The sequence below is a fragment of the Flavobacterium sp. PLA-DH12 genome (assembly GCF_059511845.1).
This window is the reverse complement of sequence record NZ_JCAMPD010000008.1, coordinates 119,545-146,142: the sequence shown is the minus strand read 5'-3', so window position 1 is coordinate 146,142 and position 26,598 is coordinate 119,545. Positions and strand designations below refer to the sequence as shown.

The 26,598-nt window shown below is 32.7% G+C and carries 24 protein-coding genes; 15 read left to right on the top strand and 9 right to left on the bottom strand.

What is annotated here, in order from left to right; all coding sequences use genetic code 11:
• Window positions 1–10: 10 nt before the first annotated feature.
• Complete coding sequence (nirK, locus tag AC5ZCW_RS16520) at window positions 11–1,456, bottom strand: copper-containing nitrite reductase (protein ID WP_343542102.1); 1,446 nt, start codon at window positions 1,454–1,456, stop codon at window positions 11–13.
• 276 nt (window positions 1,457–1,732) lie between these two features.
• Here nirK and capB point away from each other — a divergent pair, with 276 nt between their 5' ends.
• Complete coding sequence (capB, locus tag AC5ZCW_RS16515; RefSeq protein ID WP_496120872.1) at window positions 1,733–2,992, top strand: cysteate-C-fatty acyltransferase; 1,260 nt, start codon at window positions 1,733–1,735, stop codon at window positions 2,990–2,992.
• A gap of 121 nt (window positions 2,993–3,113) precedes the next feature.
• Entirely contained in the window at window positions 3,114–3,599 is a 486-nt protein-coding gene (locus tag AC5ZCW_RS16510) for a hypothetical protein (RefSeq protein ID WP_343542098.1), read from the top strand.
• A 106-nt stretch (window positions 3,600–3,705) separates the two neighbouring features.
• Here the strand turns inward: AC5ZCW_RS16510 and AC5ZCW_RS16505 are convergent, their stop codons facing one another.
• Both AC5ZCW_RS16505 and AC5ZCW_RS16500 read right to left on the bottom strand, forming a co-directional pair.
• Complete coding sequence (locus tag AC5ZCW_RS16505; RefSeq protein WP_281631944.1) at window positions 3,706–4,824, bottom strand: GTP cyclohydrolase; 1,119 nt, start codon at window positions 4,822–4,824, stop codon at window positions 3,706–3,708.
• 53 nt (window positions 4,825–4,877) lie between these two features.
• On the bottom strand, window positions 4,878–5,846 hold the full coding sequence (locus tag AC5ZCW_RS16500) for a transporter (protein WP_281631945.1): 969 nt from the start codon (window positions 5,844–5,846) through the stop codon (window positions 4,878–4,880).
• 123 nt (window positions 5,847–5,969) lie between these two features.
• Here AC5ZCW_RS16500 and AC5ZCW_RS16495 point away from each other — a divergent pair, with 123 nt between their 5' ends.
• The 6 genes from AC5ZCW_RS16495 (at window position 5,970) to AC5ZCW_RS16470 (ending at window position 13,899) form a co-directional block, all read left to right on the top strand.
• Window positions 5,970–6,263, top strand: coding sequence for a DUF4834 family protein (locus AC5ZCW_RS16495; protein WP_111378714.1), 294 nt, complete (start codon window positions 5,970–5,972; stop codon window positions 6,261–6,263).
• Window positions 6,264–6,312: 49 nt separating this feature from the next.
• Window positions 6,313–8,772 carry a YfhO family protein gene (locus tag AC5ZCW_RS16490; RefSeq protein ID WP_496120871.1) on the top strand — a complete coding sequence of 820 codons (2,460 nt, stop codon included), beginning with the start codon at window positions 6,313–6,315 and terminating at the stop codon, window positions 8,770–8,772.
• A gap of 56 nt (window positions 8,773–8,828) precedes the next feature.
• Window positions 8,829–10,115, top strand: coding sequence for a glycosyltransferase family 4 protein (locus AC5ZCW_RS16485; protein ID WP_496120870.1), 1,287 nt, complete (start codon window positions 8,829–8,831; stop codon window positions 10,113–10,115).
• A 35-nt stretch (window positions 10,116–10,150) separates the two neighbouring features.
• Entirely contained in the window at window positions 10,151–11,620 is a 1,470-nt protein-coding gene (locus AC5ZCW_RS16480; RefSeq protein WP_496120869.1) for an oligosaccharide flippase family protein, read from the top strand.
• Window positions 11,621–11,717: 97 nt separating this feature from the next.
• Window positions 11,718–13,370 (top strand): mechanosensitive ion channel family protein, encoded by a 1,653-nt coding sequence (locus AC5ZCW_RS16475; protein ID WP_496120868.1) that lies wholly within the window; start codon window positions 11,718–11,720, stop codon window positions 13,368–13,370.
• Window positions 13,371–13,599: 229 nt separating this feature from the next.
• Window positions 13,600–13,899: a DUF8108 domain-containing protein gene (locus AC5ZCW_RS16470; RefSeq protein WP_165352478.1), complete on the top strand. Its 300-nt coding sequence runs from the start codon at window positions 13,600–13,602 to the stop codon at window positions 13,897–13,899.
• Window positions 13,900–13,987: 88 nt separating this feature from the next.
• Here AC5ZCW_RS16470 and uvrA read toward each other — a convergent pair whose 3' ends face one another.
• Window positions 13,988–16,783: an excinuclease ABC subunit UvrA gene (gene uvrA, locus AC5ZCW_RS16465; RefSeq protein ID WP_496120867.1), complete on the bottom strand. Its 2,796-nt coding sequence runs from the start codon at window positions 16,781–16,783 to the stop codon at window positions 13,988–13,990.
• Between the two features lie 525 nt (window positions 16,784–17,308).
• On the opposite strand from uvrA, the gene AC5ZCW_RS16460 reads away from it, so the two are divergent.
• From AC5ZCW_RS16460 to AC5ZCW_RS16450, 3 genes are all read left to right on the top strand, one after another.
• Window positions 17,309–17,893: an RNA polymerase sigma factor gene (locus AC5ZCW_RS16460; RefSeq protein ID WP_281631951.1), complete on the top strand. Its 585-nt coding sequence runs from the start codon at window positions 17,309–17,311 to the stop codon at window positions 17,891–17,893.
• Window positions 17,894–17,944: 51 nt separating this feature from the next.
• Complete coding sequence (locus AC5ZCW_RS16455; protein WP_167511684.1) at window positions 17,945–18,088, top strand: hypothetical protein; 144 nt, start codon at window positions 17,945–17,947, stop codon at window positions 18,086–18,088.
• 536 nt (window positions 18,089–18,624) lie between these two features.
• On the top strand, window positions 18,625–19,689 hold the full coding sequence (locus tag AC5ZCW_RS16450) for a tetratricopeptide repeat protein (protein WP_281631952.1): 1,065 nt from the start codon (window positions 18,625–18,627) through the stop codon (window positions 19,687–19,689).
• A gap of 113 nt (window positions 19,690–19,802) precedes the next feature.
• Here AC5ZCW_RS16450 and AC5ZCW_RS16445 read toward each other — a convergent pair whose 3' ends face one another.
• Window positions 19,803–20,465: an endonuclease III domain-containing protein gene (locus AC5ZCW_RS16445; RefSeq protein WP_177210224.1), complete on the bottom strand. Its 663-nt coding sequence runs from the start codon at window positions 20,463–20,465 to the stop codon at window positions 19,803–19,805.
• A 265-nt stretch (window positions 20,466–20,730) separates the two neighbouring features.
• Between AC5ZCW_RS16445 and bcp the strand changes: the two genes are divergently transcribed.
• Complete coding sequence (bcp, locus tag AC5ZCW_RS16440) at window positions 20,731–21,183, top strand: thioredoxin-dependent thiol peroxidase (protein WP_496120866.1); 453 nt, start codon at window positions 20,731–20,733, stop codon at window positions 21,181–21,183.
• 273 nt (window positions 21,184–21,456) lie between these two features.
• Here bcp and AC5ZCW_RS16435 read toward each other — a convergent pair whose 3' ends face one another.
• Entirely contained in the window at window positions 21,457–22,920 is a 1,464-nt protein-coding gene (locus AC5ZCW_RS16435; RefSeq protein ID WP_343542079.1) for a TonB-dependent receptor, read from the bottom strand.
• 89 nt (window positions 22,921–23,009) lie between these two features.
• Between AC5ZCW_RS16435 and AC5ZCW_RS16430 the strand changes: the two genes are divergently transcribed.
• Genes AC5ZCW_RS16430 through AC5ZCW_RS16420 form a run of 3 tightly spaced genes read left to right on the top strand, consistent with a single transcriptional unit; the run spans window position 23,010 to window position 24,762 of the window.
• Entirely contained in the window at window positions 23,010–23,774 is a 765-nt protein-coding gene (locus AC5ZCW_RS16430) for an MBL fold metallo-hydrolase (protein WP_274256025.1), read from the top strand.
• 12 nt (window positions 23,775–23,786) lie between these two features.
• On the top strand, window positions 23,787–24,290 hold the full coding sequence (locus tag AC5ZCW_RS16425; RefSeq protein ID WP_496120865.1) for a hypothetical protein: 504 nt from the start codon (window positions 23,787–23,789) through the stop codon (window positions 24,288–24,290).
• A 43-nt stretch (window positions 24,291–24,333) separates the two neighbouring features.
• A complete protein-coding gene (locus AC5ZCW_RS16420; protein WP_496120864.1) occupies window positions 24,334–24,762 on the top strand; it encodes a hypothetical protein in 429 nt (142 codons plus the stop codon).
• A gap of 89 nt (window positions 24,763–24,851) precedes the next feature.
• Here AC5ZCW_RS16420 and AC5ZCW_RS16415 read toward each other — a convergent pair whose 3' ends face one another.
• The 3 genes from AC5ZCW_RS16415 to AC5ZCW_RS16405 all read right to left on the bottom strand — a co-directional run bounded on the left by AC5ZCW_RS16415 (window position 24,852) and on the right by AC5ZCW_RS16405 (window position 26,594).
• Window positions 24,852–25,421: a cysteine hydrolase family protein gene (locus AC5ZCW_RS16415; RefSeq protein ID WP_496120863.1), complete on the bottom strand. Its 570-nt coding sequence runs from the start codon at window positions 25,419–25,421 to the stop codon at window positions 24,852–24,854.
• Between the two features lie 61 nt (window positions 25,422–25,482).
• Window positions 25,483–26,127, bottom strand: a complete 645-nt coding sequence (locus AC5ZCW_RS16410; RefSeq protein WP_496120862.1) for an alpha/beta hydrolase — start codon at window positions 26,125–26,127, stop codon at window positions 25,483–25,485.
• Between the two features lie 140 nt (window positions 26,128–26,267).
• Complete coding sequence (locus AC5ZCW_RS16405; RefSeq protein ID WP_008462543.1) at window positions 26,268–26,594, bottom strand: membrane protein; 327 nt, start codon at window positions 26,592–26,594, stop codon at window positions 26,268–26,270.
• Window positions 26,595–26,598 lie beyond the last annotated feature (4 nt).

Sequence of the window (26,598 nt, the reverse complement as noted above, 5' to 3'; positions counted from 1 at the left end):
TGTTTGCTGTTTATCTTAATGCTTTTACCATTTCTGGCGTAACTTCAGTTTTATTATTTCCCCAACTGTTATAAATATAGGTCAGTACATTTGCGATTTCATCGTCAGATAAATTCTGAGCTGGCATTACGTTATTGTATTTTTTACCGTTAACGGTTACTTCTCCAGTTAAACCATGAAGGATTGTTTTAATCGCGCGTTTAGAATCGGCATTTAAATAATCTGATTTAGCCAAAGGAGGGAAGGTGCTTGGAATTCCTTGTCCTTCAGATTGATGGCAGGCAAAACAGGTTGTTCCGAAAATTTCTTTACCAATATTAATTTTCTCAGCAACTGTTCGTTTTGGAATTGCAGTTTTTACAGCAGATCCGCCTGGCATTTTTTGTATAGTTCCACCTTCAGGCAGGTAAATGCCTTCTTGGATTGTTCCAGAATAAATGTTTTTATTTTCTTTACCTTCTACTTTCAACATTCCCAACGCACCTTTATTAAATGCTCTAAAAATAGAGTGGTCAACCAGAATAAAAGTTCCCGGAGTTTCGACTTTAAAATCTACAATAGCAGCTCCACCAGCGGGAATCAAGGTTGTCTGCACATTTTTATTGATTGTACTTCCACCTTCAATATGTACACTATCGAAAATTTCTCCAATAACGTGGAAAGAAGAAACTAAATTTGGTCCGCCATTTCCAACAAACAAGCGAACTGTTTCACCAACTTTTGCTGTTAATTCATTTCCATTGGTTAAAGAGCCTACTTTTCCATTAAATACTACATAATCAGGCGTTTCTTTTACCGCTTTATTCATATCAAACGGCTGAAGACCTTTTGCGCCATATTCGCCTTGAGTGTAAAAATCACCTTGCATTACATAATATTCTTTATCAACAGGAGGAAGTCCGCCTTCTGGTTCAACCAAAATCAATCCATACATACCATTTGCAATGTGCATTCCTACAGGAGCTGTCGCACAGTGATACACATACAATCCAGGATTTATCACTTTAAAGCTGAACACTTTTTCATGTCCTGGCGCTACAAGAGAAGAAGTTGCTCCACCACCTGGCCCCGTTACAGCATGTAAATCGATATTGTGAGGCAGTTTGTTATCAGGGTGGTTTTTTAAGTGAAATTCGACTTCATCACCAACACGAGTTCTAATAAAACTTCCTGGAACAGAGCCTCCAAATGTCCAATAGGTATATTTTACGCCATCAGTCATTGTACCTTCTTGCTCCTTGATTTCCATGTTTAGTTTTAGCTTCATTGCTGTTCTGTCTCCAACAGGTTTGGGCACATGAGGAGGTGCAGTAAGTTCGGCATCCATTTCGCCTTCAGTCATAATATCTGCATAAGCTTTCTCTTCGTTTTTCTTGCAGCTTCCTAAGAGGAGAAGCAAACAAAATAAACCTAAAAGAACACGCAGTTTGCTTAGGGTTTCGTTTTTGTTTTTCATAATCGTCTGATTTTGTATTGGTTATATTCTAATTTAAAAGTACTAAAATTTTATTCAAAAATAAAAGACATATTTGTCTTTTATTATGATAAAAATCATACTTCCTAAAGAATTAGCATATTAAATTAGATTTGCCAATTATTACTTTAAAAACTAACACTGTTAAGAATAATGTTTCGAATATTTTTTAATAAAAATAAATGAGGGTCTGAATTTTAGAAGAATAATGATTATTTTTGCTCGCTGATAAAGTAAAAAAAACTACTACATTATATTATGGTAAAAGATTTATTCGAAAGAATTCAGGACAATAAAGGACCTTTAGGAAAATGGGCTTCTCAAGCAGAAGGCTATTATGTTTTCCCAAAGTTAGAAGGAGAGTTGGGTCCTAGAATGCAATTTCACGGAAAAAATATTTTAAACTGGAGTTTAAATGATTATTTAGGTTTAGCCAATCATCCAGAGGTTCGTCAAGCAGATACAGATGCAGCAATTCAGTTTGGTGCAGCTTATCCGATGGGAGCTCGTATGATGTCTGGACACACTACGTATCACGAACAATTAGAAAATGAATTAGCTGAATTCGTAATGAAAGAATCTGCTTATTTATTGAATTTTGGTTACCAAGGAATGGTGTCTATTATTGATGCTTTGGTTACTAAAAATGATATCATTGTTTATGACGTAGATTCTCATGCTTGTATCATTGATGGGGTTCGTTTACACATGGGTAAGCGTTTCACATACAAACACAATGATCTTGAAAGTATGGAGAAAAACTTACAGCGTGCTACTAAAATGGCAGAAGAAACAGGTGGAGGTATTTTATTTATTACTGAAGGTGTTTTCGGAATGCGTGGACAGCAAGGTAAATTAAAAGAAATTGCTGAATTAAAGAAAAAATACAATTTCAGACTTTTAGTAGATGATGCTCATGGTTTTGGTACTTTGGGTAAAACTGGTGCTGGGGCAGGTGAGGAGCAAGGAGTTCAAGATGAAATCGATGTTTATTTCTCTACTTTTGCAAAATCTATGGCTAATATCGGAGCTTTCGTAGCGGCTGATAAAACGGTTATCGATTATTTGAAATACAACTTGCGTTCTCAAATGTTTGCTAAAGCATTACCAATGATTCAGACAATTGGTTCTTTGAAACGTTTAGAATTATTGCGTAAATCTTCTGCAATTAAAGATAAACTTTGGGAAAACGTAAATGCATTGCAAAACGGTCTTAAAGAAAAAGGATTTAATATTGGAGATACAAATACCTGTATTACACCAGTTTACTTAGAAGGAAGTATTCCTGAGGCAATGGTAATGGTAAACGATTTAAGAGAAAATTATGGTATTTTCCTTTCTATTGTGGTTTATCCAGTTATTCCAAAAGGAATAATCTTATTAAGAATGATCCCGACAGCTTCACACACATTAGAAGATATCCAAGAGACTTTAACAGCTTTCGAGGCAATCCGTGAGAAATTGACTAACGGAACTTATAAAGAAATTGCAGAACGCACAACTGTTGACGTTTCGTAATGACTTAAAAAATAAATTCTCAACATGGGAATTATGTAAAAAAATCCATTCGTTATGCGAATGGATTTTTTTTATTTAAAGTAACTTTATTTCATAATCAACAAAATAAAAAAAGACAAGTATGAAAAAAGTTATAACAATAACAGCTCTAATACTGGTAGTTTTCACGTCTTGTAAAAAAGAAACTACTACTATAGAGCCAGTACAAATTACGCCAAGTCCGCCAAAAGAAGCTGAAATTGTTGAACCAGCTGGAGATCAATGTTATGCTTGGAGATCTAATGGAAGTGTGATAGAAATGAGTTTTAATGTTAATTCTCATCAAGAAGTAAACGGAAAGCTAAGCTATAATTTGGTTGGAAAAGATAAAAACGAAGGAACTTTGATAGGAAACATGAAAGGCGATACATTGATTGCCGATTATACCTTTAATTCAGAAGGAGTATCATCTGTTCGAGAAGTTGCCTTTTTACAAAAAGACGGGGCTTTTATTGAAGGATATGGCGATGTAGTAACGGCCAATGATAAAGTTTCTTTTAAAGATAAATCAAAACTAAAATTTGATGCAAAAAATACTTTGACAAAAGTAGATTGTAAAGTAGAGTAAATGATGTGTTTATGAAGTGAAAAATCCATTCGTTTGGGGGCGAATGGATTTTTTTTATTGTTAATTTTCTAAAACTGAAAATTGCGATTGCGACTGAAAACTAAAATTAAAGATATTTCAAATAAGTCTTTCTTTGGCAGTGAATAATTGGATCAAAGTTTTTCCAAAGCAAATGAATAGCATTATTTTCTAATAGCTCAGGCGTTCTGATGCAATTTCTAATTCCTTTCTCCGAGAAAGTTTTATAATATTCATCAAAAATAAGTGCTGTAACGCCTTTATTTTGATAATCAGGATGAACTCCAATTAAATAGAATACAACATCTTTGCTATGCTTTTTTGCTTTTAGAAGCTCTAAGAAGCCAAATGGAAATAGTTTTCCTTTTATTTTTTGCAATGCTTCCGTAAAACTTGGCATTACAATACTAAAAGCTATTAAATTATCATTTTTGTCAACTACGAACTTGATGTATTCAGGATTAATAAAACTGATATATTTCTTTTTAAAATATTCTTTCTGAACATCAGAAATAGCAACAAACGAAGCTAGTTTTTCATAAGACTCGTTAAACAAATCAAACATTTTGTCAACATGTGGCATAATGTCTTTTGTTTTGGTAAAAGTTAGCGTTTTTAGTTCATAACGCTTTTTAATCAATGCGGTGGCCTTCTGAAAAAATTCAGGTTTTACATTTGAAAAAGGGAAAATACTTTCGATATACTGTTTTTCAACCTGAAAGCCCAATTCTTCAAAATGTCTTACATAATACTCATGATTGTACCATGTAATCATGGTTCCAACTTGATCATAACCTTCAGTCAAGACGCCAACTTTGTCTAAGTTTGAGAATCCCATTGGACCTTCAGCATGTTCTAAGTTATGCTTTCTTCCTAATTCATACACTTTTTCAAGAAGCGCTTTGGTAACTTCAATATCATCAATTACATCAAACCAGCCAAAACGAACTTTTCTTTTATGCTGATTGTTAACCTCAGACCAGTTGATGATGGCAGTAATACGGCCAACAATTTTATTGTCTCTGTAAGCCAGATAAAAATAAGCTTCGGCATTATCAAATGCAGGATTTTTCGTTTTGTCAAAAGATGCCAGTTCATCTGAAATAATAGGCGGTACCCAATACGGATTATCTTTATATAATGAAAAAGGAAATTTAATGTATTCGGTTAATTCTTTCTTGCTTTTGGCTTCTTTAATTGTAATCATTAATATGGTATTGAGAGGCCTAAATTATAAAAAAGGCTCCAGTTATTTACATTTTATTCGTATTTTGCTTTACGCTTTCTTTCTTTTTCTTGATAGTCAACTTTTTTCTCATTATCTGGATTCTTTTTAGCTCTGTCTGCTGCTTTGTTTATTTCTACTTTTTCTTTGTACCATCCGTCATAGCGCCATGATATTCCAACTCCTCCATATAATATAGAAGGTGTGTTTTTAAAGTTTGTGCTTATAGAAGCATCAACCTGCATGTTTGAAGAAAGAAGAAAAGCAGCCCCTCCGCGAAGAATCGAATCGCTGTAAAAGTCGCTTTTATATCCTTGATTTTCGACAAAACCAGACCATCTGTCATTGAATCCGTGCGTCAAAGTTAGTATATATCCGTAAGTTGGATAGTCAGTACTGATATAATCCGCAAAAATATTGGTGACAAAAACCCAAGATCCGCCTCCAAGAAGGTTTTGTGTAATAAGCGAAACTTTTGGAGAAATTTCACCGTTTGGAGAAAAATAGTAGGGATTATCTGCTCCAATAAAATTTGCTCCTGCAAAAACTGAAACAGCTGGGATTAATTCTCGCCATTGAAAATTTCGGTTGGCTCGGTAGCTGTAGATATTCACTTCACGTTTATAATTTTTATATGGATCGTAAACAAGGTATTTGGCTCCTAAAACAGTTTGTCTAAAATTGTTTTTTTTGTAGCTAGTGTAAGGAGTGTCAAAGTTTTCTGATTGATATTGTAAATCAACGATAAATTCTAATTGTTCTAGAAAAGCACCATATCTTAAGGTTAGATCTGTGCCAAAACCGCTGGCATCGTAATCTAATAAGTCGTGTTTTTCTTTAATGCCATAAATACCAAATTCAGCTTGAATTACAGATTTACCAACAGCATAAGCTGACATGGTTTCTCCTGGGCGATTGGAATTAATAACATCAGTATATTGCGCAAAAAACAGTTGTGGAATAAAAAAAAGTACCGGGGCAAGTAAGTTTTTAATTTGGAACATATAATTTTTTTTGGATTAAAAAATAATAACGCATTTCAAATGTACATATTTTATTATTTATTTAAGATTCATATTTTATTTTTAAACAACGGATTTATTAATTTTGGAAAAAAATATATAGTTATGCAAGAAGCGTCATTTTCGGGTTTGTTTAAGACCATCATGTGGGTTATAGCTTTTTATTACATTTTTAAATTTTTAGCTAGAATCTTTTTGCCAGTATTGGTTAAAAAGGCAGTAGAGAATGCCAGTGAAAATTTTCAAAGACAACAACAGCAGTATAATCAGGGCAATACGTATCAGAATAATCGCAATACAAATAATAATGATGAAATAATCATTAATACTGCCAATGCTAAAAACCCGCGCGAAACCAAAAAAGTGGGAGAGTATGTTGATTACGAAGAAATAGATTAGATTTGTGTCCTGAAAATTTAGGATTCATTTTAACCCAAACTAGCCAAAATTGAAAATAGTAAATAAGTTCTATCCGCATGCCCTCGTTATCTTGGGCTTTATTTTTGTTTCGTTAATTTATTTTTATCCAGTTTTACAAGGAAAACAGATCTTCCAGTCTGATATTGCTCAATACACCGGAATGGCAAAAGAGCAAAATGACTTTAGAGCTACAGAAAATGCTGAACCTTATTGGACAAACTCTGCTTTTGGAGGTATGCCAACGTATCAGCTTGGAGCAAATTATCCGAACGATTTTATTGGTAAAGTTGATGACGTATTACGTTTTCTTCCGCGTCCTGCAGATTACTTATTTTTATATTTCCTTGGTTTTTATGGCTTACTATTGGTTTTAAAAACAGATCCGTTGAAAGCCTTTATAGGTTCAATTGCATTTGGTTTTTCAACTTATATGATTATAATTTTAGGAGTTGGACATAATGCCAAAGCGCACGCAATAGCCTATATGCCTTTAGTAATTGCTGGGTTTATACTCGTATTTCAGAAGAAATACATTAAAGGAGGTTTGCTCACTATGTTTGCCGTGGCACTTGAAATTAGTGCCAATCACTTCCAAATGACCTATTATTTATTGATTTTCTTATTGATTCTTTCAGGTTATTATGCTTACAATTTTATCAAAGAAAAAGATTTTAAAGGTCTTTTAATTTCTTGCGGAGTTTTATTGGTTGCGGGAATTTTTGCATTAGGAGCCAATGCTGGTAATTTAATGGCAACAAATGAATATGCTAAATATAGTATTAGAGACAAAAGTGAGCTGACCTTTAATCCAGACGGATCTAAAAATGAGACCACTGCTTCTATGACGACAGATTATATCACAGAATATAGTTATGGTATTGCAGAAAGTTTAAATTTAATTGCTCCAAGAATTTTTGGAGGTTCAAGTCACGAAAATGTGGGTACAGATAGCAGTATGTACGCATTTATGCTTGAACAAGGAGTTCCAGCTTCTCAAGCTCAAGATTTTGTTTCGGGAATGCCAACGTATTGGGGAGATCAGCCAATTGTTTCTGCGCCAGCTTATATTGGAGCTGTAGTTTTCTTTTTGGCTGTTTTAGCTTTATTTATAGACGAAAGAAAAATTAAATATGTTTTCCTTACGGGAGCACTTTTTACTTTGGTGCTTTCATGGGGTAAAAACTTTTCTTTATTGACAGACTTTTTTATTGAATATGTTCCTCTTTATGATAAATTTAGAGCGGTGTCTTCAATTCAGGTTATTTTAGAATTATGTTTCCCTGTTTTAGCTGTTATGGGATTGCAATCATTTTTTAAAGCTAAAGATGAGCCAAAGTTACAGCAGAAAGCATTAATCCAAACAGGAGTTTTTGGCCTAGGAGTACTTGTTATTCTTCTAATAGCAAAAAGTTTCTTCCATTTTACTGGAATGAACGATAATGCTTATTTGGAAAGCTACGGACCAGGTTTCGTTGATGCTTTAAGAGAAGATAGAATGACAATGTATTATGCAGATTTACTAAGATCTGGATTCTTAATTATAATCACGTTTGCTGTTCTTTGGATGTTTCTAAAAAATAAACTTTCTCAGACAACAACTTTAATTATAGTTGGTTTAGTGATGATTTTTGACTTGTTTTTTGTAGACAAGAAATATGTTTCTGCTAAAGACTTTGTAAGCCCGGTTCAGATTGCGGCACCTTTTCAAGAAACACAGGCAGATGCTCAGATATTAAAAGATACTTCAATATACCGTGTATTTGACCTTCAAGGGCAATTGCAAGGAAGATCTTCTTATTTCCATAAAACAATTGGAGGTTATAGTGCTGTAAGACCAAGAAGAATGCAGCAATTGTACGATTATCAGATTGCTAAAAATAATCTAGAGATACTTAATATGTTGAATGTTAAGTATGTAATTCAAGTGGATAAAGACGGAAATCAAATTCCTGCGGTTAATCCAGATGCAAACGGAAATGCTTGGTTTGTAGAGTCGGTAAAACTGGTAAACAAACCAGACGATGTAATGAAAGCTCTGAATACTTTAGATACTAAAAAAGTGGCGGTTTTCAATGTTCACGAACACGAAAGCAAGTTCCAAAATGCGAGATTAAAGAAAGCTTTTGATACAACAGGAACCATTAAAGTTGTTACTTATAAGCCAAATTATATCAAATACAAATCAGAAAGCAATGGAGATGGTTTAGCTGTTTTCTCTGAAATGTATTATAAAAATGGTTGGAATGCTTACATAGATGGAAAACTAACAGATCATTTCCCTGTTGATTATGTTTTAAGAGCAATGGAAATTCCTGCTGGAAAACACACTATTGAATTTAAATTTGAACCTCAGATTATCAAGACTGGAGGAACAATTACTTTGATTAGTTCAATTGGAATGCTGTTGCTTTTAGCTGGAGGAATTTATTTTGAGAAATTCTACCGCAAAGATTCGCAAAAAAGTCACGGAGATACTCAAAATAATTAAAAAAAAATCTTTGCGATACTCAGTGCTGACTTTGTGAATCTCTGTGTAATTTAAATATGGAACAAAAAAAACTCTTAATAATTACCTATTATTTTCCACCTGCGGGAGGACCTGGTGTACAGCGTTGGCTGAAATTTGTAAAATATCTGCCAGAATTTGATGTTCAGCCAATAGTTTATGTTCCAGAAAATCCGACTTATCCAATTGTTGATGAAGGTTTGGTAAGTGAAATATCAGATAAAGTAATTGTTTTAAAGAATAAAATTTGGGAGCCTTATCAATTGGCTTCCATTTTTTCGAAAAACAAAACCAAGAAAATCAGTTCTGGAATTTTTCCGCAAAAGAAAAAGCAGACCTTCTTAGATAAGACTTTTCTTTGGGTTCGAGGAAATCTTTTTATTCCAGATGCCCGTGTTTTTTGGGTAAAGCCATCAGTTTCTTATTTAGAAAAGTACATTCAAGAAAATAATATTGATATCATTGTGACTTCTGGGCCGCCGCACAGTTTGCATTTAATTGGTTTAGAATTACAGCAAAAATTAAAAGTAAAATGGTTTGCCGATTTCCGTGATCCTTGGACAACAATTGGTTATCATAAAGCACTTCGTCTATCTTCTTATGCAGAAAAAAAACATAAGAATTTAGAGCATAAAGTACTTAACTCAGCAGATGAAATCATTGTAACCAGTAAAACCACAAAAGCTGAGTTCGAGGCTATTACCAATAGGCCAATTACGGTAATTACAAATGGTTATGATGTTGAAACTGTAGAAAAACAAACTTTAGATACGAAATTCACTTTAGCTCATATCGGTTCTTTCTTGTCCGATAGAAACCCGCCATTTTTATGGGAAGTTTTAGTTGAACTACTGCAAGAAGTTCCAGAATTTAAATTTCATTTAGAAATTAAATTAATTGGAGCGGTAAGTCAGGAAGTTTTGGATGCTATTCAAGAACATCAATTAAATGATTATTTGAATTTAGTGGGTTACGTTTCTCATAAGGAAGCTGTTGCGCATCAAAGAAAATCTCAAGTGTTACTTTTAATAGAGATTAATTCCAAAGATACAAAGAGCATTATTCCAGGAAAATTATTCGAATACATGGTTTCAAACCGACCGATTATTGCCATTGGACCTCAAGGTTCTGATTTTGCAGACATCGTAACGCAAACCAATACTGGAGTATTTTTTGATTATTCTGAGAAAGCGAAATTAAAAAGTGTAATTTTGGACTTTTTTAATCAGTTTTTGGAAGGGAAGCTGCAATCACATGGCATTGGTTTACAGCAATATTCAAGAAAAAACCTAACCAAACAATTAGCACAGCTGATTAAAGAATAATCAATTAAACATCACATACAATCTAAACTCAAGAAATGGGTATTGTCTTAAATCAGTCTTTTAAAAACACTATAATTACATACATTGGTTTTGGTATCGGAGCCATTAATACATTATATCTTTATCCCGTTTTTCTTGGGGCAACATATTACGCCTTAACAAATTATATTACATCTGCAGCAAACGTAATTATGCCTTTGTTTGCAATTGGAATGCAAAATACACTTGTAAAATTTTATTCGCAATATAAAACAGAAGAAGAAAGAGAGCAGTTTTTGTCTTTTACAGCACTGTTTCCAATTTTAATGTGTATTCCGCTAGGACTTATCGGAATCTTCTTCTACGATGATATAACCGATTTTGTTTCCAAAGAGAATCCAGTCGTTCGTGAGTTTATGCTTCTTATTCCGTTTATCGGAATCTGTATGGCTTACTTTGAGATTTTTTATGCGTGGGCGAGGGTTCACATGCATTCTGTTTTCGGGAACTTTATTAAAGAAGTCGGTTTAAGGCTGCTTTCTACATTTGCTTTAATTGGATTGTATTTCAACTGGATCAGTTTGGTTGAGTTTGTTTACGTAACTGCAGGTATTTATTTTTTGGCTTTCATTGTTACTATGTTTTATGCATTTTACATTAAAAAGCCTAATTTCCAGATTACAATACCAGAAAATGTAAAAAGTGTAATGGAGTATACTTTTTATATTATCTTATCAGGAAGCGTTGCTAATTTACTTCTAGATGGAGATAAGTTGATGCTGAATCAATACATGAAGATTGAAAATATTGCTTATTATTCTGTAGCTACTTATATCGCTTTGGTAATTTCTGTGCCAAGCCGTGCCATGCACCAAATCGTGTATCCGATTACGGCTAAATTAATGCATGAAAACAAGCATGATGAGTTAAATCAGCTGTACAAAAAGACGTCGATTAATTTACAGATTGTCGGCGGATTTGTAATGCTGTGTATTTTTGTGAATATCAGGCAATTGTATGAATTAGTTCCAAAAGACTACAGCGGTGGTATCTCAGTTGTATTTATGATCGGACTTTCTAAATATTTTGATTTGATCTTAGGAAATAACAATGCTATTATTTTCAATACGAAATATTACCGAATGGTATTGTATTTAGGATTAATGCTGGTTGTTTTAACCGTAATTTTAAATATGTTGTTCATTCCTCATTTTGGAATTATGGGTTCAGCGTTTGCTACGCTTTTATCTATTACATTATACAGTTTGGCAAAATTACTTTTTGTAGTTAAGAAGCTTGATTTGTATCCTTTTACCAAACAGACGATTCATTCCATACTGCTAACATTTGTGTTGTTTTTAGTATTTTATTTCTGGGAGTTTCCATTTTTTCAATTAATCAGTATTGCTTTAAAATCGATCTTGGTGACTATTTTATATGTATATCTGAATTATAAATTCAAGATTTCGTCGGATATCAATAATGTTATTGATTCTATTTTTAAAAAGTTAGGTTTTAAAATTTGATCTGATTTTTCTGTAAAAAAGAAAACAATTTAAAAAATCGTAGCTTTTTTGTTTTTATATTTGTTAGAAAGGATAACTAATTTATTTCTAATTGAATATGAGGATAAAAGTACTTAGGTTATTAGCTTTCTTTTTTGTTTTGTTTTCTTTTTCAGTAATTGCCCAGACCAAAAATCTGAAAAGTTCTGAAAAAGAAGCAGTGACAGTGAAATTAAAAGGTTATCCTGTAAAGCCTTTTAACGATACACTTTTTCTAGTATATCATAATGTTGGTTCTTTTTCTGCAAAAGAAAGAGCACAATATATTACCAATAAGATTAAAAGGCTTTACAATGAGTCGTTCTTCGAAAAAGACTCTATAAAAATCATTCCTTCCGATGTTTCTATGGATATTGTGTACCAGAGCGATTTGGTGATAATGTCTGTTTTGGAAGCCGATGCAAAAGCCGAAAACAGCACGGTAAGTGCGATTGCGAATCGTAATTTGGCTAAAATTAAAAGTGCAATAATTTATCAGAATGAAAATTATTCGCAGCTTCCTAAACGAATTGGTTATACAGTATTATTAACCCTTATAATTGGATTAGTCTTATTTTTGATATCGAAAGTTTTCAATTTCATAAAAAGATATATTGTAAAAAATAGAGCTAGGTATTTTAAAGGGGTCAGTTACAATTCAATTAATATACTATCTCCAGACAAGCAATTGTTTTTGTTCCTTCGAATTTTTGGGATTATAAAGATAATTACGCTTATTTTAATAGTATATCTATCGCTTCCTGTTTTGTTCAGTATATTTCCTGCTACAAAAGAGTATACGACAACATTGCTCAAATGGATTTTAACGCCTGCTAAATTGGCTTTTATGGGATTTATCGGCTTTTTGCCAAGCTTGTTTACCATAATTGTTATCATCATCATTTTTAAATATTCACTGAAGGTTATTAAGTTTTTCTTTGATGAAATAAAATCAGAAAAGATTAAAATTGATGGTTTTTATAGCGATTGGGCACTGCCAACATTCAACGTTATCAGGCTTTTAATGTACGCTTTTATGCTAGTCATTATTTTTCCGTATTTGCCAGGTTCAGATTCGCCTATCTTTAAAGGAGTTTCAGTATTTGTCGGAGTTTTGTTTTCGCTTGGTTCTTCAAATGCTATTGCCAATATGGTTGCAGGTTTGGTTATTACATACATGCGTCCGTTTAAAATAGGGGACTTTATTAAAATAGGAGAAGTAAGCGGAGAAGTAATCGAAAAAACCGCCTTAGTTACTCGAATTAGAACACCAAAATTTGAAGACATTACGATTCCAAATGCTACTGTTTTATCAAGCACCTCTACCAATTATTCAGCAAACACAAATCAGTCCACAAACGGATTGTTAATTCATACTACAGTAACAATTGGATATGATGTGCCATGGAAAGATATACATGCAGCCCTGATAGAAGCGGCTCTTAATACTGAAATGATAGAAAAGGAACCAAAACCGTTTGTTTTACAAACTAGTCTTGATGATTTTTACGTTTCGTATCAGATTAATGTTTATACAAAAGAACCCACAAAGCAGCCTCGTATTTATTCGTCGCTTCATCAGAATATTCAAGACTCTTTTAATGCTGCAGGTATTGAAATCATGTCGCCACATTATGGTGCTTTGCGTGATGGTAACACGACAACGATTCCGCCTAACTATTTAAAAGAAGATTATGAATCTCCTGTTTTTACTTTTAAGAAGAAAGGTTAAATAATTGATAACGAGTGATTAAATTTAAAACTTTAACACCTGAATACTTTGTAATTAATTTAATAAAAATTAACTTTATCATGAATGTTTAGCAGTACTTTGCTCAAAACGTAGTTTTTTTTCTAACAAAATGACTAAATGTAGGTATTTTTTTATTTTTTGAAATTAAATACTTTTGCAGGAAATTACAAATAAAAGTGTAACCAGAATTAATTGTAGATTAGAAATTATGAAGTACAATCATCTCAGCCATGAACAAAGCATGCAAGTATTTTCTAATATGATATCAAACAAAGTTCATAATGGATTTACTTTAGAAGAAAGAAATGATGAACTGCTTTTTGCAGTTTTATCTAAAGGTGGAAAAGTGGTTAATCACAGTTTAAATTTTTTGATTTTTTGTTTAACTCTAGGTTTATGGTCATTTGCATGGCTGTATCTTACTTTTGAGGCTTCAAAACAGAAAAAGATTTTAGTGGCTATTGACGAAGATGGTCTTCCTTTTGAGGAAAGATGTCTGGTAGCTTAAGAGCATTAAAAAAGAGAAATAAAATATAAAGCCATAAATACAAATTAATCCTTGTATTTATGGCTTTGTTATTTGAAAGCGGTCACTATTACAATTTATCTTTTAGATAAACTCCCGTTATAGATTCTTTTACTTTTACAATATCTTCTGGAGTCCCAGATGCCAATAAATGACCTCCATTTTCTCCTCCTTCAGGACCTAAATCAAGAATCCAATCAGCGCATTTTATTAAATCAAGATTATGTTCGATTACAATGATCGAATGTCCTTTTTCGATTAAAGCATCAAATGAAGCTAAAAGTTTTTTGATATCATGAAAATGAAGACCCGTAGTAGGTTCATCAAAAACAAATAAGGCTTTGTCTTTTGTAGCGCCTTTTACCAGAAAAGAAGCCAATTTAATACGCTGTGCCTCTCCACCAGAAAGAGTAGAAGAGGATTGTCCTAATTGTACATATCCTAAACCAACATCTTGCAATGGCTGTAACTTTTGAGTAATTTTTGCCTGCTTATTTTTTTCAAAAAAAGCAATCGCATCATCAATGGTCATGGTTAGAATGTCATTGATATTTTGATTGTCAAAAGTAACTTCTAAGATTTCTTTTTTAAATCGTTTTCCACCACAGGTTTCACAAGGTAGCGAAACATCGGCCATGAAAACCATTTCAACATTTATTGAGCCTTCTCCTTTACAAGTTTCGCATCGACCTCCATCGACATTAAAAGAGAAATGTTTAGCCTGATAACCTCTTATTTTTGATAGTTTTTCTTTCGCATATAAATCACGAATATCATCATAAGCTTTGATATAGGTAACAGGATTTGATCTAGAACTTCTTCCAATCGGATTTTGGTCTACATATTCGATATGTTTAATTTGTGAAAACGATCCGGAAATCTCGGTAAATTGTCCTGCTTTTTCAGAAGCACTTTCTAATTTTTTCTGAACGGCAGGAAATAAAATTTTCTTTATTAAAGTACTTTTTCCACTTCCGGAAACACCTGTAACAACCGTTAGAACATCTAAAGGAAAAGTAACATTTATGTTTTTTAAGTTGTTTTCGCGTGCGCCAATAATATCAATATGATTTTTGAATTTTCTTCTTTTTTTCGGAACAGAAATTTCTAAATCACCATTTAAATATTTTGCTGTTAAAGAATCCGATTTTAAAATTTCATCATAAGTTCCTTGTGCAACCAATTTTCCTCCAAAAGTCCCAGCTTCTGGACCAATGTCAATAATCATATCGGCAGCTTTCATAATATCTTCATCATGTTCAACCACAATTACGGTGTTGCCAAGATCACGAAGAGAAAGCAGTACTTTGATCAGTCTTTCAGAATCTTTTGGGTGCAGACCAATACTTGGCTCGTCGAGAATATACATCGATCCAACCAAACTGCTTCCAAGAGAAGTTGCAAGGTTAATTCGCTGAGATTCTCCTCCCGAAAGAGTTGCAGAATTTCTATTTAGAGTAAGATAATCTAATCCCACTTCGGTTAAAAAAGATAAACGATTATTGATTTCGACCATTAAACGTTTAGCAATTTGCTGTTCGTATTGATTTAATTCAATGTTTTTAAAGAAAGTAACCAAATGTTTAATCGGTAAATCGACAAGATCAGAAACCGTTTTTCCATTGATTTTTACGTAAGATGCTTCTTCGCGCAGACGTTTGCCTTTACAGACATGACATTTCGTTTTTCCGCGATAGCGCGAAAGCATTACACGATTTTGGATCTTATAATTTTTTTCTTCTAATTCTCTAAAGAAATCATTTAGCCCTTGAAAATATTGATTTCCAGTCCAGATTAAATCCTTTTGTTCTTCTGTTAATTGAAAATAAGGTTTGTGAATTGGGAAATCAAATTTATATGCATGTTTTACCAATTCATCTTTATACCAGCTCATGCTTTCGCCGCGCCACGGATAAATTGCACTTTCATAAATAGACAATGCTGTGTTTGGAATCACAAGGTCGGCATCAATACCGATTATATTTCCATAGCCTTCACAAACAGGGCAAGCTCCGTAGGGATTGTTAAAACTGAATAAATGAACATTTGGCTCTAGAAAAGTCATTCCGTCAAGTTCAAAATTATTCGAATATGAAAATCTCTTCTCTGCATTTAATTCTTGCAAATAACAGATTCCTTTCCCTTCAAAAAAAGCAGTCTGAACTGCATCTGCCAGACGATTGTAAAATTCTTCTTCTTCCTTTACAACAATACGGTCAATAATTAGTAGTATGTCTTTATTATCGAATTGATGTAAATCTGAAGCCGAAAATTCATCCAAACGAATCATTTCATTATCGACCAAAATACGAGCAAAACCTTGCTGTAAAAGTACTTTTAGTTTGTCTTCGAGCTGTCTTCCTTCTTCAAGATGAATAGGGGCAAGCAACAGCCATCTGCTATCGAGCGGAAGACTTTTAACGTCGGAGATAACATCAGTAACTGTATTTTTTTTGACTTCCTGTCCAGAAATAGGAGAGTAGGTGCGTCCGATTCTAGCAAACAAAAGTTTGATGTAATCGTAAATTTCTGTCGAAGTCCCAACTGTAGAACGGGCATTGGTTGTATTTACTTTTTGCTCAATCGCAATAGCAGGAGCAATACCTTTTATGTATTCTACTTTTGGCTTGTCTAAACGGCCTAAAAACTGACGAGCATAAGACGACAAGCTTTCTACATAACGTCTTTGTCCTTCGGCATATAAAGTATCAAAAGCTAAACTCGATTTTCCTGATCCTGAAAGACCTGTAATAACAACCAGTTTATTTCTAGGAATAACAACATCTACATTTTTCAAGTTATGTACCTGTGCTCCTTTAATTATAATATTTGATTTTGGATCTATTTTAGAAAGGTCAATTTGCATAAAAAAGTCAATTTTTACAAAAGTAAACAATTTTGAATTGGATTTTGTTAAGGATTTAGTTCCAAATCTTAACTATTTTATCATAATTAAAATGCTTTTTGGTCGGCCTATTTCAGTTCAAAGAATTTGATTTTAGTAGACAAAAAGATGCTGTTTAAAGTCTTTTTGAGAAAAATGTCAAATAATTATCAATTTGTTCCGATAAAAATTGTAATTTAAATTTAGATTTAGTGCAATCATTAAGTTTTATCTTGCTAATTGTAAGGAAATTACGTTTTGTTTTTGAACTTTTTTACGAGCTTTTGTTTTACGGATTTTTAGCTCTTTTTAGGTAAAATTTATGTTTATTGTACATTAATAAAAGCTTTACTAATAATAATTAATGATTTTATTTGCTTTTTAAAAGTAAAATTTGTTAAATTTGGTCACAATATTAACATAACCCAAAAAAGCCACGCCTATATAAGAAAACTACTTTTTAGAAAATACTCCAAATTTTAAAACAAAACTAAAAAAGTAGTTATTATGGCTGATCTGCATACTCCAGACGCTCTATTAGTAAAAAATTATGTTGACGGTAGCGAAGCTGCACTGGCAACATTAATAAAAAGGCACGAATCTAAGATATATGGTTTTATATATTCTAAGATTGCTGATAGAGATATTTCAAATGATATTTTTCAAGACACATTTATTAAAGTTATTAAAACTTTAAAAAGCAATTCGTATAATGAAGAAGGTAAATTCTTGCCTTGGGTAATGCGTATTTCTCATAACTTAATCGTAGATCATTTTCGAAAAACAAAGAAAATGCCAATGTATAGAGAAACAGAAGAGTTTTCTATTTTCTCTATTATGTCAGACGATGCATTGACAATAGAAGGCAAAATGATTGTAGATCAAGTCGAGATTGATTTAAAAAAACTGATAGAAGAACTTCCAGAAGATCAAAAAGAAGTACTGGTAATGCGTATGTATCAGGATATGAGTTTTAAAGAAATCTCAGAAGTAACTGGCGTAAGCATCAATACTGCATTAGGGAGAATGCGATACGCGCTAATGAATTTGAGAAAAATAATAGAAAAACATCAAATTATTTTAACCAACTAATACTATTTTGATAATTAGCCCGTTATACTAGTATAAAACATTTTGAATAGTATGGGGAAAATTTACTCAAAAAAAGCACAAGCTTCTAAAAATCTTAAACCTAAAAAAGAAGTCGTTTCTTTTTTATTGAATTATTCTAAAGCCTTGACAGTAGTTAAGATTGACGATAAAAATTTTGAGATTATAGCTAACTAAACAGCCCACTGCTCCTGTCGGATGTTTATTAAAACAAACCAAATGGTCGTTTTGGTTGAAGAACTCACTGTTCGTATATTTCATTATACAAACAGTGAGTTTTTTTGTTTGTCTATATTCATAAATAAAAAATATAAGTATTTTACAGCATTTTTCTTCTGTTTTGTTAAAATTTAATATTATGATGGGAATTAATGTGTTTATTTGTTTTTTAATTCTATTTTAGTTAAAAAACTATTTTTTATTTCGTTTAATGTGCTTTTTATAAGTGTTATTCGTATTGAAAAATTTGTTTGTTTAAAATAATAAACTAAGAATTAAATATTTAACCCCAAAAAACTATTTATGAAAAAAAACTACCCTACTTTATTTCGTTAGGTTTTGATGCTAATTTGATTTTGAGAAAAATATTTGAACCAGCAAATGTTTACTCAAGAAAATAGTAAGGATAATTTTTAAACCAGTTTAATTATCTGTTTTGCTATTTCTTAAAAGAAAATAAGAAAATCATTTAACAACCAAAACTCAACCGCAAAATGAAAGACAATATTAAAGTGCTGTCATGCTTATTGATGATAAGTATTGGCGCATTTGCACAGAAAGACAAAATTAAAGAAGCTCAGTCTTTATTTGATAAAGGAAATAGCCAGGAAGCTTTGGCAATTTTAACTAAAACAGAATATCTTATTCTTAATGCTTCTGATGAAGATAAATCAGATTACTACTTCTTAAAAGGAAACGTTTTAAAAGACTTAGCTGTAAAAAATATTGATGCAGCTAATAATTTTACATTAGCGTCGCAATCGTACCAAGATGTGTTTTTATACGAAAACGAATCAGGAAAATTTAAATGGACAGTTAAAGCAAATATGGCTTTAAAAGATATGAAAGCCAGTCTAGTAAACGGAGCAATGGCCGATTTTAATGCTGGAAAATTTAAAGAGAGTGCAGAAAAAAGTTATAAAGTATATCTGTTTGATAAAAAGGATACCCTGAACTTGTTTAATGCGGCGTCTTCATCTATCAATGCAAAAGATTTTAGTTCGGCAGTTACTTATTATGAACTTCTAAAGAAAATTAATTTTTCAGGAAAAGGGGTTTTGTACTATGCTACAAATAAGAAAACAAAAGAAGAAGATGTCTTTGTTTCGCCAAAAGCTAGAGAATCAGCAATTCAACAAGGATTCTATGAAAAACCAAGAACAGAATCTGTACCGTCTAAAAAAATAGAAGTAAACAATAATCTTGCTTATGCATACCTTGAAAGAAAAGATTATTCTAAAGCCGAAGCGGTATATAATTATGTTTTAGAATTGAATCCAAATTATGTAGATGCCTATATTAATCTGGCTTACTTAAAACTACAAATGAAGAAAGATTTAGCTGATGAAATTTCTTCATTAGGAACTACTCCAGCTGAGATGCAAAAGTACGATAAGCTTAGTGCAAGAAAAGATGATATTACAAGAAGTGCGATTCCGTATCTGAAAAAAGTGCTTACACTAGAGCCTAAGAATTCAGATGCAACAAAAACATTGCTAGGTGTTTATAGATCGCTTGATATGACAGCAGAATATAATGCTTTAAAAGCGGGAATGTAAATAAATTGGATAATTAGAAAATTGGATAATTAGAAAATTTCTACAGATTCCGAACACATTGCCTAATTTTCTAATTGGCACATTAAAGCACAAAGATCTTTAATCTTTGTGCTTTATTTTTTTGAAACTGTTTTTTCAAGTTCTTCAATGAGAGATTTCTTTCCGACAGTTTTGGTGATAATATCTTTTTCAAGATTCCATCCACGTGCTGGAGAATATTCTCGGCCGTACCAAATAATCTGCAAATGCAAGTCGTTCCATAATTCTCTCGGAAATAATCTTTTAGCATCTTTTTCGGTTTGCGCTACATTTTTTCCGTTGGATAAATTCCATCTGTACATTAATCTGTGAATGTGTGTGTCAACAGGAAAAGCTGGAACGCCAAAAGCTTGCGACATTACTACACTTGCTGTTTTATGGCCAACCGCTGGTAAAGCCTCAAGCGCTTCGAAACTCTGCGGAACCTCGCCATTATGTTTTTCAATTAAAATTTCAGATAGACCGTGAATTCCTTTAGATTTCATTGGAGATAAACCACACGGACGAATAATTTCCTTAATTTCCTCCACCGACATTTTAACCATATCATACGGATTATCGGCCTTTGCAAATAATAAAGGTGTAATTTGGTTTACACGAACATCGGTACATTGTGCAGATAGCAAAACCGCAATCAAAAGCGTATAAGGATCTTTATGGTCAAGCGGAACAGGTATAGTAGGGTAGAGTTCTTTTAATTTATCAATAACAAATTGTACACGAGCTTCTTTATTCATTTCCGTATTTTTAATGTTGTAAAAATAGTATAATTTTAATGATGTGCCTAATCCAGCTTTCCGTTTCAACTCCTCATTATGCCAGTAACATTTTTAAGTATTTAAAAGAGCTTCCTTTGGTCGCTTTTTAAATACAAAAAATGTAAACTATCATAATTCCGGGGTTTTCACTGCAATCTGGGGCATGAAAAAAGTTATGAGTTATAAGTTATGAGTTATCTTTGTTAATCTAAAGCCTAAAATCAACAACCTAAAATATAAAAATATGACAACATTAAAAGCAGGAGATAAAGCGCCAAATTTTTCAGGAATAGATCAAGACGGAAAAACACACAAACTGACAGATTACGCAGGGAAAAAATTGGTTGTTTTCTTTTATCCAAAAGCGAGCACTCCAGGCTGTACAGCGGAGGCGTGTGACTTGAGAGATAATTTTCATCGTTTTCAAGCTAATAATTACGAGCTTTTAGGAGTGAGTGCTGACAGTGCAAAAGCACAAATTAAGTTTAAAGATAAATATGAATTGCCTTTCCCATTAATTGCAGACGAAGACAAATCGGTTATTAATGCATTTGGAGTTTGGGGACCAAAGAAATTTATGGGAAGAGAATACGACGGAATCCATAGAACAACTTTTGTAATTGACGAAAAAGGAATTATCGAAGAAGTAATCGAAAAAGTAAAAACAAAAGAACATGCTTCGCAGATTTTGAAATAGAGATTTTTGTTTCAGGTTTTCTTTGTTTCAGGTTTCAAGTTGCTTTACTTAATGTTTAGTTTTAACGCAAAGCACGCTAAGTTTTTTTATGAGCCAAACCTACTAAACTGGCAAAGTTCGCAAAGCTTAATTTACATAAAGCTTTGCGAACTTTGCGTTTTTGGCACAAGCTTAAGTAAAAAAAAACTTAGCGTGCTTTGCGTTAAAAAAATACCCGCTTCAACAGTAGCTTGAAGCCTGAAACAAAAAAAGTCCCAAGGAGGGACTTTTTTATTATTGTTTATTTTGTTCTAATTCTTTCTGCGGATGATATCCAAAAAGATGATGTTCTTTAATGATTTCTGGAATTCCAGGAGGCAGCATTGGTTCCCAGCCCGTTTTACCTTGATTAATCATTTTTAGAATTTCTCTAGAGAAAACATCTAGGATATTTGGATCGTAATCTTCAATGTCTACTACTTTTCCATTGAATTTAAAGAATTTATATAACTCTTTCATTCTAGGATGAACCTTCAAATTGTTTGAATTCATTAATGAGCCATCTTCGTCTAACATTGGATATAAGAATACTTTCATATCGCGATAGAATAATTTTCCGAAAGCTTCTAGAATTCCACCGCTTAAATGGCGGTAGTACTTCTCGTCAAAAATATCAACAAGGTTATTTACCCCCATTGCCAATCCCATACGAGCTTTGGTGTAGTTTGCAAAGTATTCTACAACTTTATAATATTCTTGGAAATTCGAAATCATAACGGTTTGACCAAGAGAACAAAGCAATTCGGCTCTATCCATAAAATCTCTTTCATCAATTTCTCCATCTGATCTTAAATTCGAAAGAGTAATTTCAAAAATTACAAGCGTATTGTTCTTTTCAACCTTATTTTCTTTAAGAAACATTTCTAAAGATTTCTCATACATATCCATGTTTACCTTTGTAACAGGACGAAAACTTCCTCTCAAAGCTAAAAGGTTCTTTTTGTATAAGATAGCTGCTGGTAAAATGTTTTTCCCTTCTGGGTTAAACATTACGGCATCTGTCATTCCGTTTTTAACCAATTGTAAACTCATTAAACGATTGTCTACATCGGCAAAACGAGGCCCAGAAAAGTTGATGGTGTCGATCTCTAATTGATCTTTATCTAAGTGATCGTATAAGTATCTAAGTAATCGTTTTGGATCATTGTATTTGTAAAAAGCACCGTAAATTAAGTTAACTCCTAAAATTCCCAGTGTTTCTTGTTGTAATCTAGCGTCAGTCTCTTTAAAACGAATATGAAGGATAATTTCGTTATAAGCTTCGTCTGGTTCAATTTGGTATCTAATTCCGACCCATCCGTGACCTTTAAATTGTTTGGCAAAATCTATTGTTGCAACGGTGTTGGCGTAACTGAAAAAAAGTTTTGTTGGGTGTTTTTCTCGGCTTAAACGCTCTTCGATGATTTGTCCTTCATGGGTAAGCATTTTTTTTAAACGCTCTTCGGTAACATATCTTCCGTCATTTTCGGCTCCATAAACCGCATCACTAAAATCTTTATCATAGGCAGACATAGCTTTTGCAATAGTTCCCGATGAACCTCCAGATCTGAAAAAGTGTCTAACGGTCTCTTGTCCAGCGCCAATCTCAGCAAATGTTCCGTAAATATTTTCGTTTAAATTAATGCGTAACGCTTTGTCTTTTATAGAAGGAATCTGTTCGATGACCTTGTCACCCTTGAGTTTTATTTCTGTACCCATTTTGTTTTAAATAGATTTGTTACAAAGTTAGTAAATTAGGAGTCTAATGAAAGAGAAATAATCTATTTTTGTAAAAAAATTAAGTTCAATTGAAGGTTTATTTTTTAGGTACAGGCACTTCTCAAGGCATTCCAATTATCGGAATCGATCATCCAGTTTGTAAAAGCACTGATGCTAAGGATAAAAGGCTTCGTGTATCCATTTGGATAACATGGGACGAGCATTCTTATGTTATTGATTGTGGTCCCGATTTCAGGCAGCAAATGCTTTCCTGTGGATGTCGAAAACTCGATGCGATTCTTTTTACCCACGAGCATTCTGACCACACTGCTGGTTTAGACGATATTCGTCCATTTAATTTCAGACAAGGAGAAATTCCGATTTACGGACATAAACGTGTTTTAGATAATCTAAGACGCCGTTTTGATTATGTTTTCGAGACCGTAAATAAATATCCGGGAGCTCCAAGCGTAAAAACAATCGAAGTGCAAAATAATGCGCCTTTTGCCGTTGGAGATAAAATGGCAATTCCGATAAATGCTATGCACGGCGATTTGCAGGTTTTTGGGTACAGAATAGAAGATTTTGCTTATTTAACTGATGTAAAAACAATTGAACAAGCCGAAGTTGAAAAATTGAAAGGTATAAAAGTTCTGGTAGTGAATGCTTTGCGTGTTGAACCTCACGATACTCATTTTAATCTTCAAGAAGCGCTTGATTTTATTGATCTAGTTAAACCTGAAAGAGCCTATTTAACTCATATTAGTCATGTTTTGGGCTTTCATGAAGAAGTCCAACAGAAGCTTCCTGAAAATGTTTTCTTGGCTTACGACAATTTAGAAATTACAATTTAATTATACCACACAATGAAAAAATCCTTAATGCTTTATCTTTTTATTCTTGCCATTTTAATGAACGTTTTCACGTATTCGTTTTATAGCGGAGAAGTGAAATTTGGACAGGAGCGATATGATAAAACAACTAAGAAATTAAGAGACAGCATTAGTCTTATGAAAAATAAATTGGCAGAGGCTGATTATTTTTCTTTAGAACACAACGAAAATGCACAAAATTACTTTGATAATAGTGCTTCAGGAGGAAAAGTGATTTTGTATGAAAAACTAATTCCAGTTGTGACCGAGAAGTTATTAGATCTCAATTCAAATCCAAAAGGGAATCCTTATACAGGACAGGATATGATTGATGGAAAGAAATTCATTATCAATAAGGTAAAAATTTTAAACCACAGATGGATCATTGCAGATTACAGTAATGGTGAATTATGGGGAGAAGTCTTATTAAAGTACTTTGTAGATAACGACGATAATATTACCTTTGAAGTAAATCAAACTTGGTTATATCAAAAATAGGATTTTATAATCCTATTTTTTTTGACCTTAAAAAATTTAGGTTATGAAAAAGATGTTTTTGTTTTTGATTATTGCAAGTTCAATTTCTTGCGGAAAAAAGGTTTCTCAAGAGAATACAAGCACAACTCCGAAAGAGCAACAAAAAGAAGCTGTTGTAGGAGGAGATTCAGATTCTCATGGCTGTAAAGCTTCTGCAGGTTATACCTGGTCAACGCTTAAAAAAGAGTGTATTAGAGTTTTTGAAAATAGCACAAGACTAAATCATGCTGAAGATGGAAAAACGTATTCTACTGTTTCCTATGTAATTTTTGACGGAAATAAAGCAGAACTTTTTCTAGATACTCAAAAAGAATCGATTATTCTAGAAAGAAAATCAGAAGGTGATTCTTGGGTTAATGGCGATTGGCAGTTAATTCCGTGGAAAGGATATGTTCTGAAAAAAGCAGGGAAGATTCTTTATACAGGAGAATAAAGTTTACAGTCACAGTCTCAGTTTTCAGTTAGAACTTTGTCAATTTTTTTTTGCTATTCAAAACTGAAAACTGCGACTGCGACTGAATACTAAATAATCTCTTTAATGAACTCAGAATTTAAAATCTGAGCAAATTCTTCATTTAAACTTGCTAAAGCCGTCTGATGTATTATTTCGGCAGAGAAATCTTCTCCGTTTAAACCTTTTTTATTAAAAGTTGCTGTTGCATCAGAAACTAGGTAAACATTGTAACCAAAGTTTCCTGCCATTCTTGTTGTGGTAGAAACGCAATGATCTGTGGTCAAGCCAACAATTACAAGATTTGTAATTTTAGCATTATCCAAAAGCTCTTTTAAATTCGTTCCAATAAAAGCACTATTGACATTCTTTTTGATTACTGTTTCTCCTTCAAGAGGTTTTACTACATCTTGAAACTCATTTCCAGGATTTGTCTCGTTTAAAATCGAATTTGGATTTGAAGAACAATGCTGAATATGAAAAATAGGCAGTTTTTTGCTTCGCCAGATCTTTAGAAGTTCGCCAGCTTTTTCTTCTGCCTTAACATTATTACGGTCTCCGCCCCAATAAGCAACGTCATGAAAACCTTTTTGAATATCAATTAAAATTAATGCAGGGTTGTTAAGTTTTGAAATGCTCATTTTATAAAGGATTTAGTGGAAACTGCGACTGAGAACTGCGACTGAGAACTGCGACTGAATACTAACTAAGCAGCCAATTCTTAAAATCAAAGAAATTCTGAGGAGCAACTCCATGTCCAACAGGATATTCTTTATAAGTAAGCGGAATATTTAATTTTTCTAAAGCAGCAGGTGTTTTTCTAGCCCATTCAATCGGAATAACTTGATCTACAGTTCCGTGTGAAGCGAAAAACTTTAAGTTTTCGAAATCATTGTTTTCAAAACCTTCTTTGATGATTTCTTCGTTGAAATAACCACTCATTGCCACAACTCTTTGAATTTTTTCTGGATAAGAAAGCGCGGTTGCATAACTTAATATAGATCCTTGGCTGAATCCTATTAAAGTTACATTATTGGCATCAATTGGATAATTTGCTACTAGTTCATCAATAAAAGTTGCAATTAAATCTCTTGAAGTTCTAGCTTGCTCGTTATCTGAAAATTTATTTTGGTCGGCATCAAAATTAATTGCATACCAAGCATAAGCACCATATTGCAAATCGTAAGGGGCTCTGGCAGAAATGATATAATAATTATCAGGAAGTTCAGAAGCAAAAGAGAATAAATCAGATTCGTTGCTGCCATATCCGTGCAATAAAAGCAATAACGGATTTTTATCTAAAATTACTTTTGGTTCTCTTATTTTATATTCTAAAGATAGATTCATTTTTTTTAATTGTAAATTATCAATTGTGAATTGTAAATTTTTAGTCTCAGTCTCAGTCACGGTTTTCAGTTCTTAACTTTGACAAAGTTTTGACGTTTTTTAGTTTGGAATTTGGTACTTAAAAATTGGAATTTTAAAATTTATCCAATTTTCTTAAACCATTTTTGAAATAAATTTCCAACCAAAGGAATTGGTCTCATTTGCCCTTGAATGGCATTAAAAATACCAAAAGTCCAAAGAATTGAGATACAGATCCACATTGGGAAAGTAATGAAAAAACTATCAAAGTTGCTGATAATTGCTCCTAAAGAAATGAAGGTTAAAGACAACCCTAAAGATTGACGGATATGAAAAGAAGCAAAACTATTTTTGTTTTCAGAATTCATACTCATGGCAATTAAAACACCAATGATTAGAATGTAACTCGTAATAGCAATTGGTTTTCCTTCTTCGACTGAATTATTCATTTTA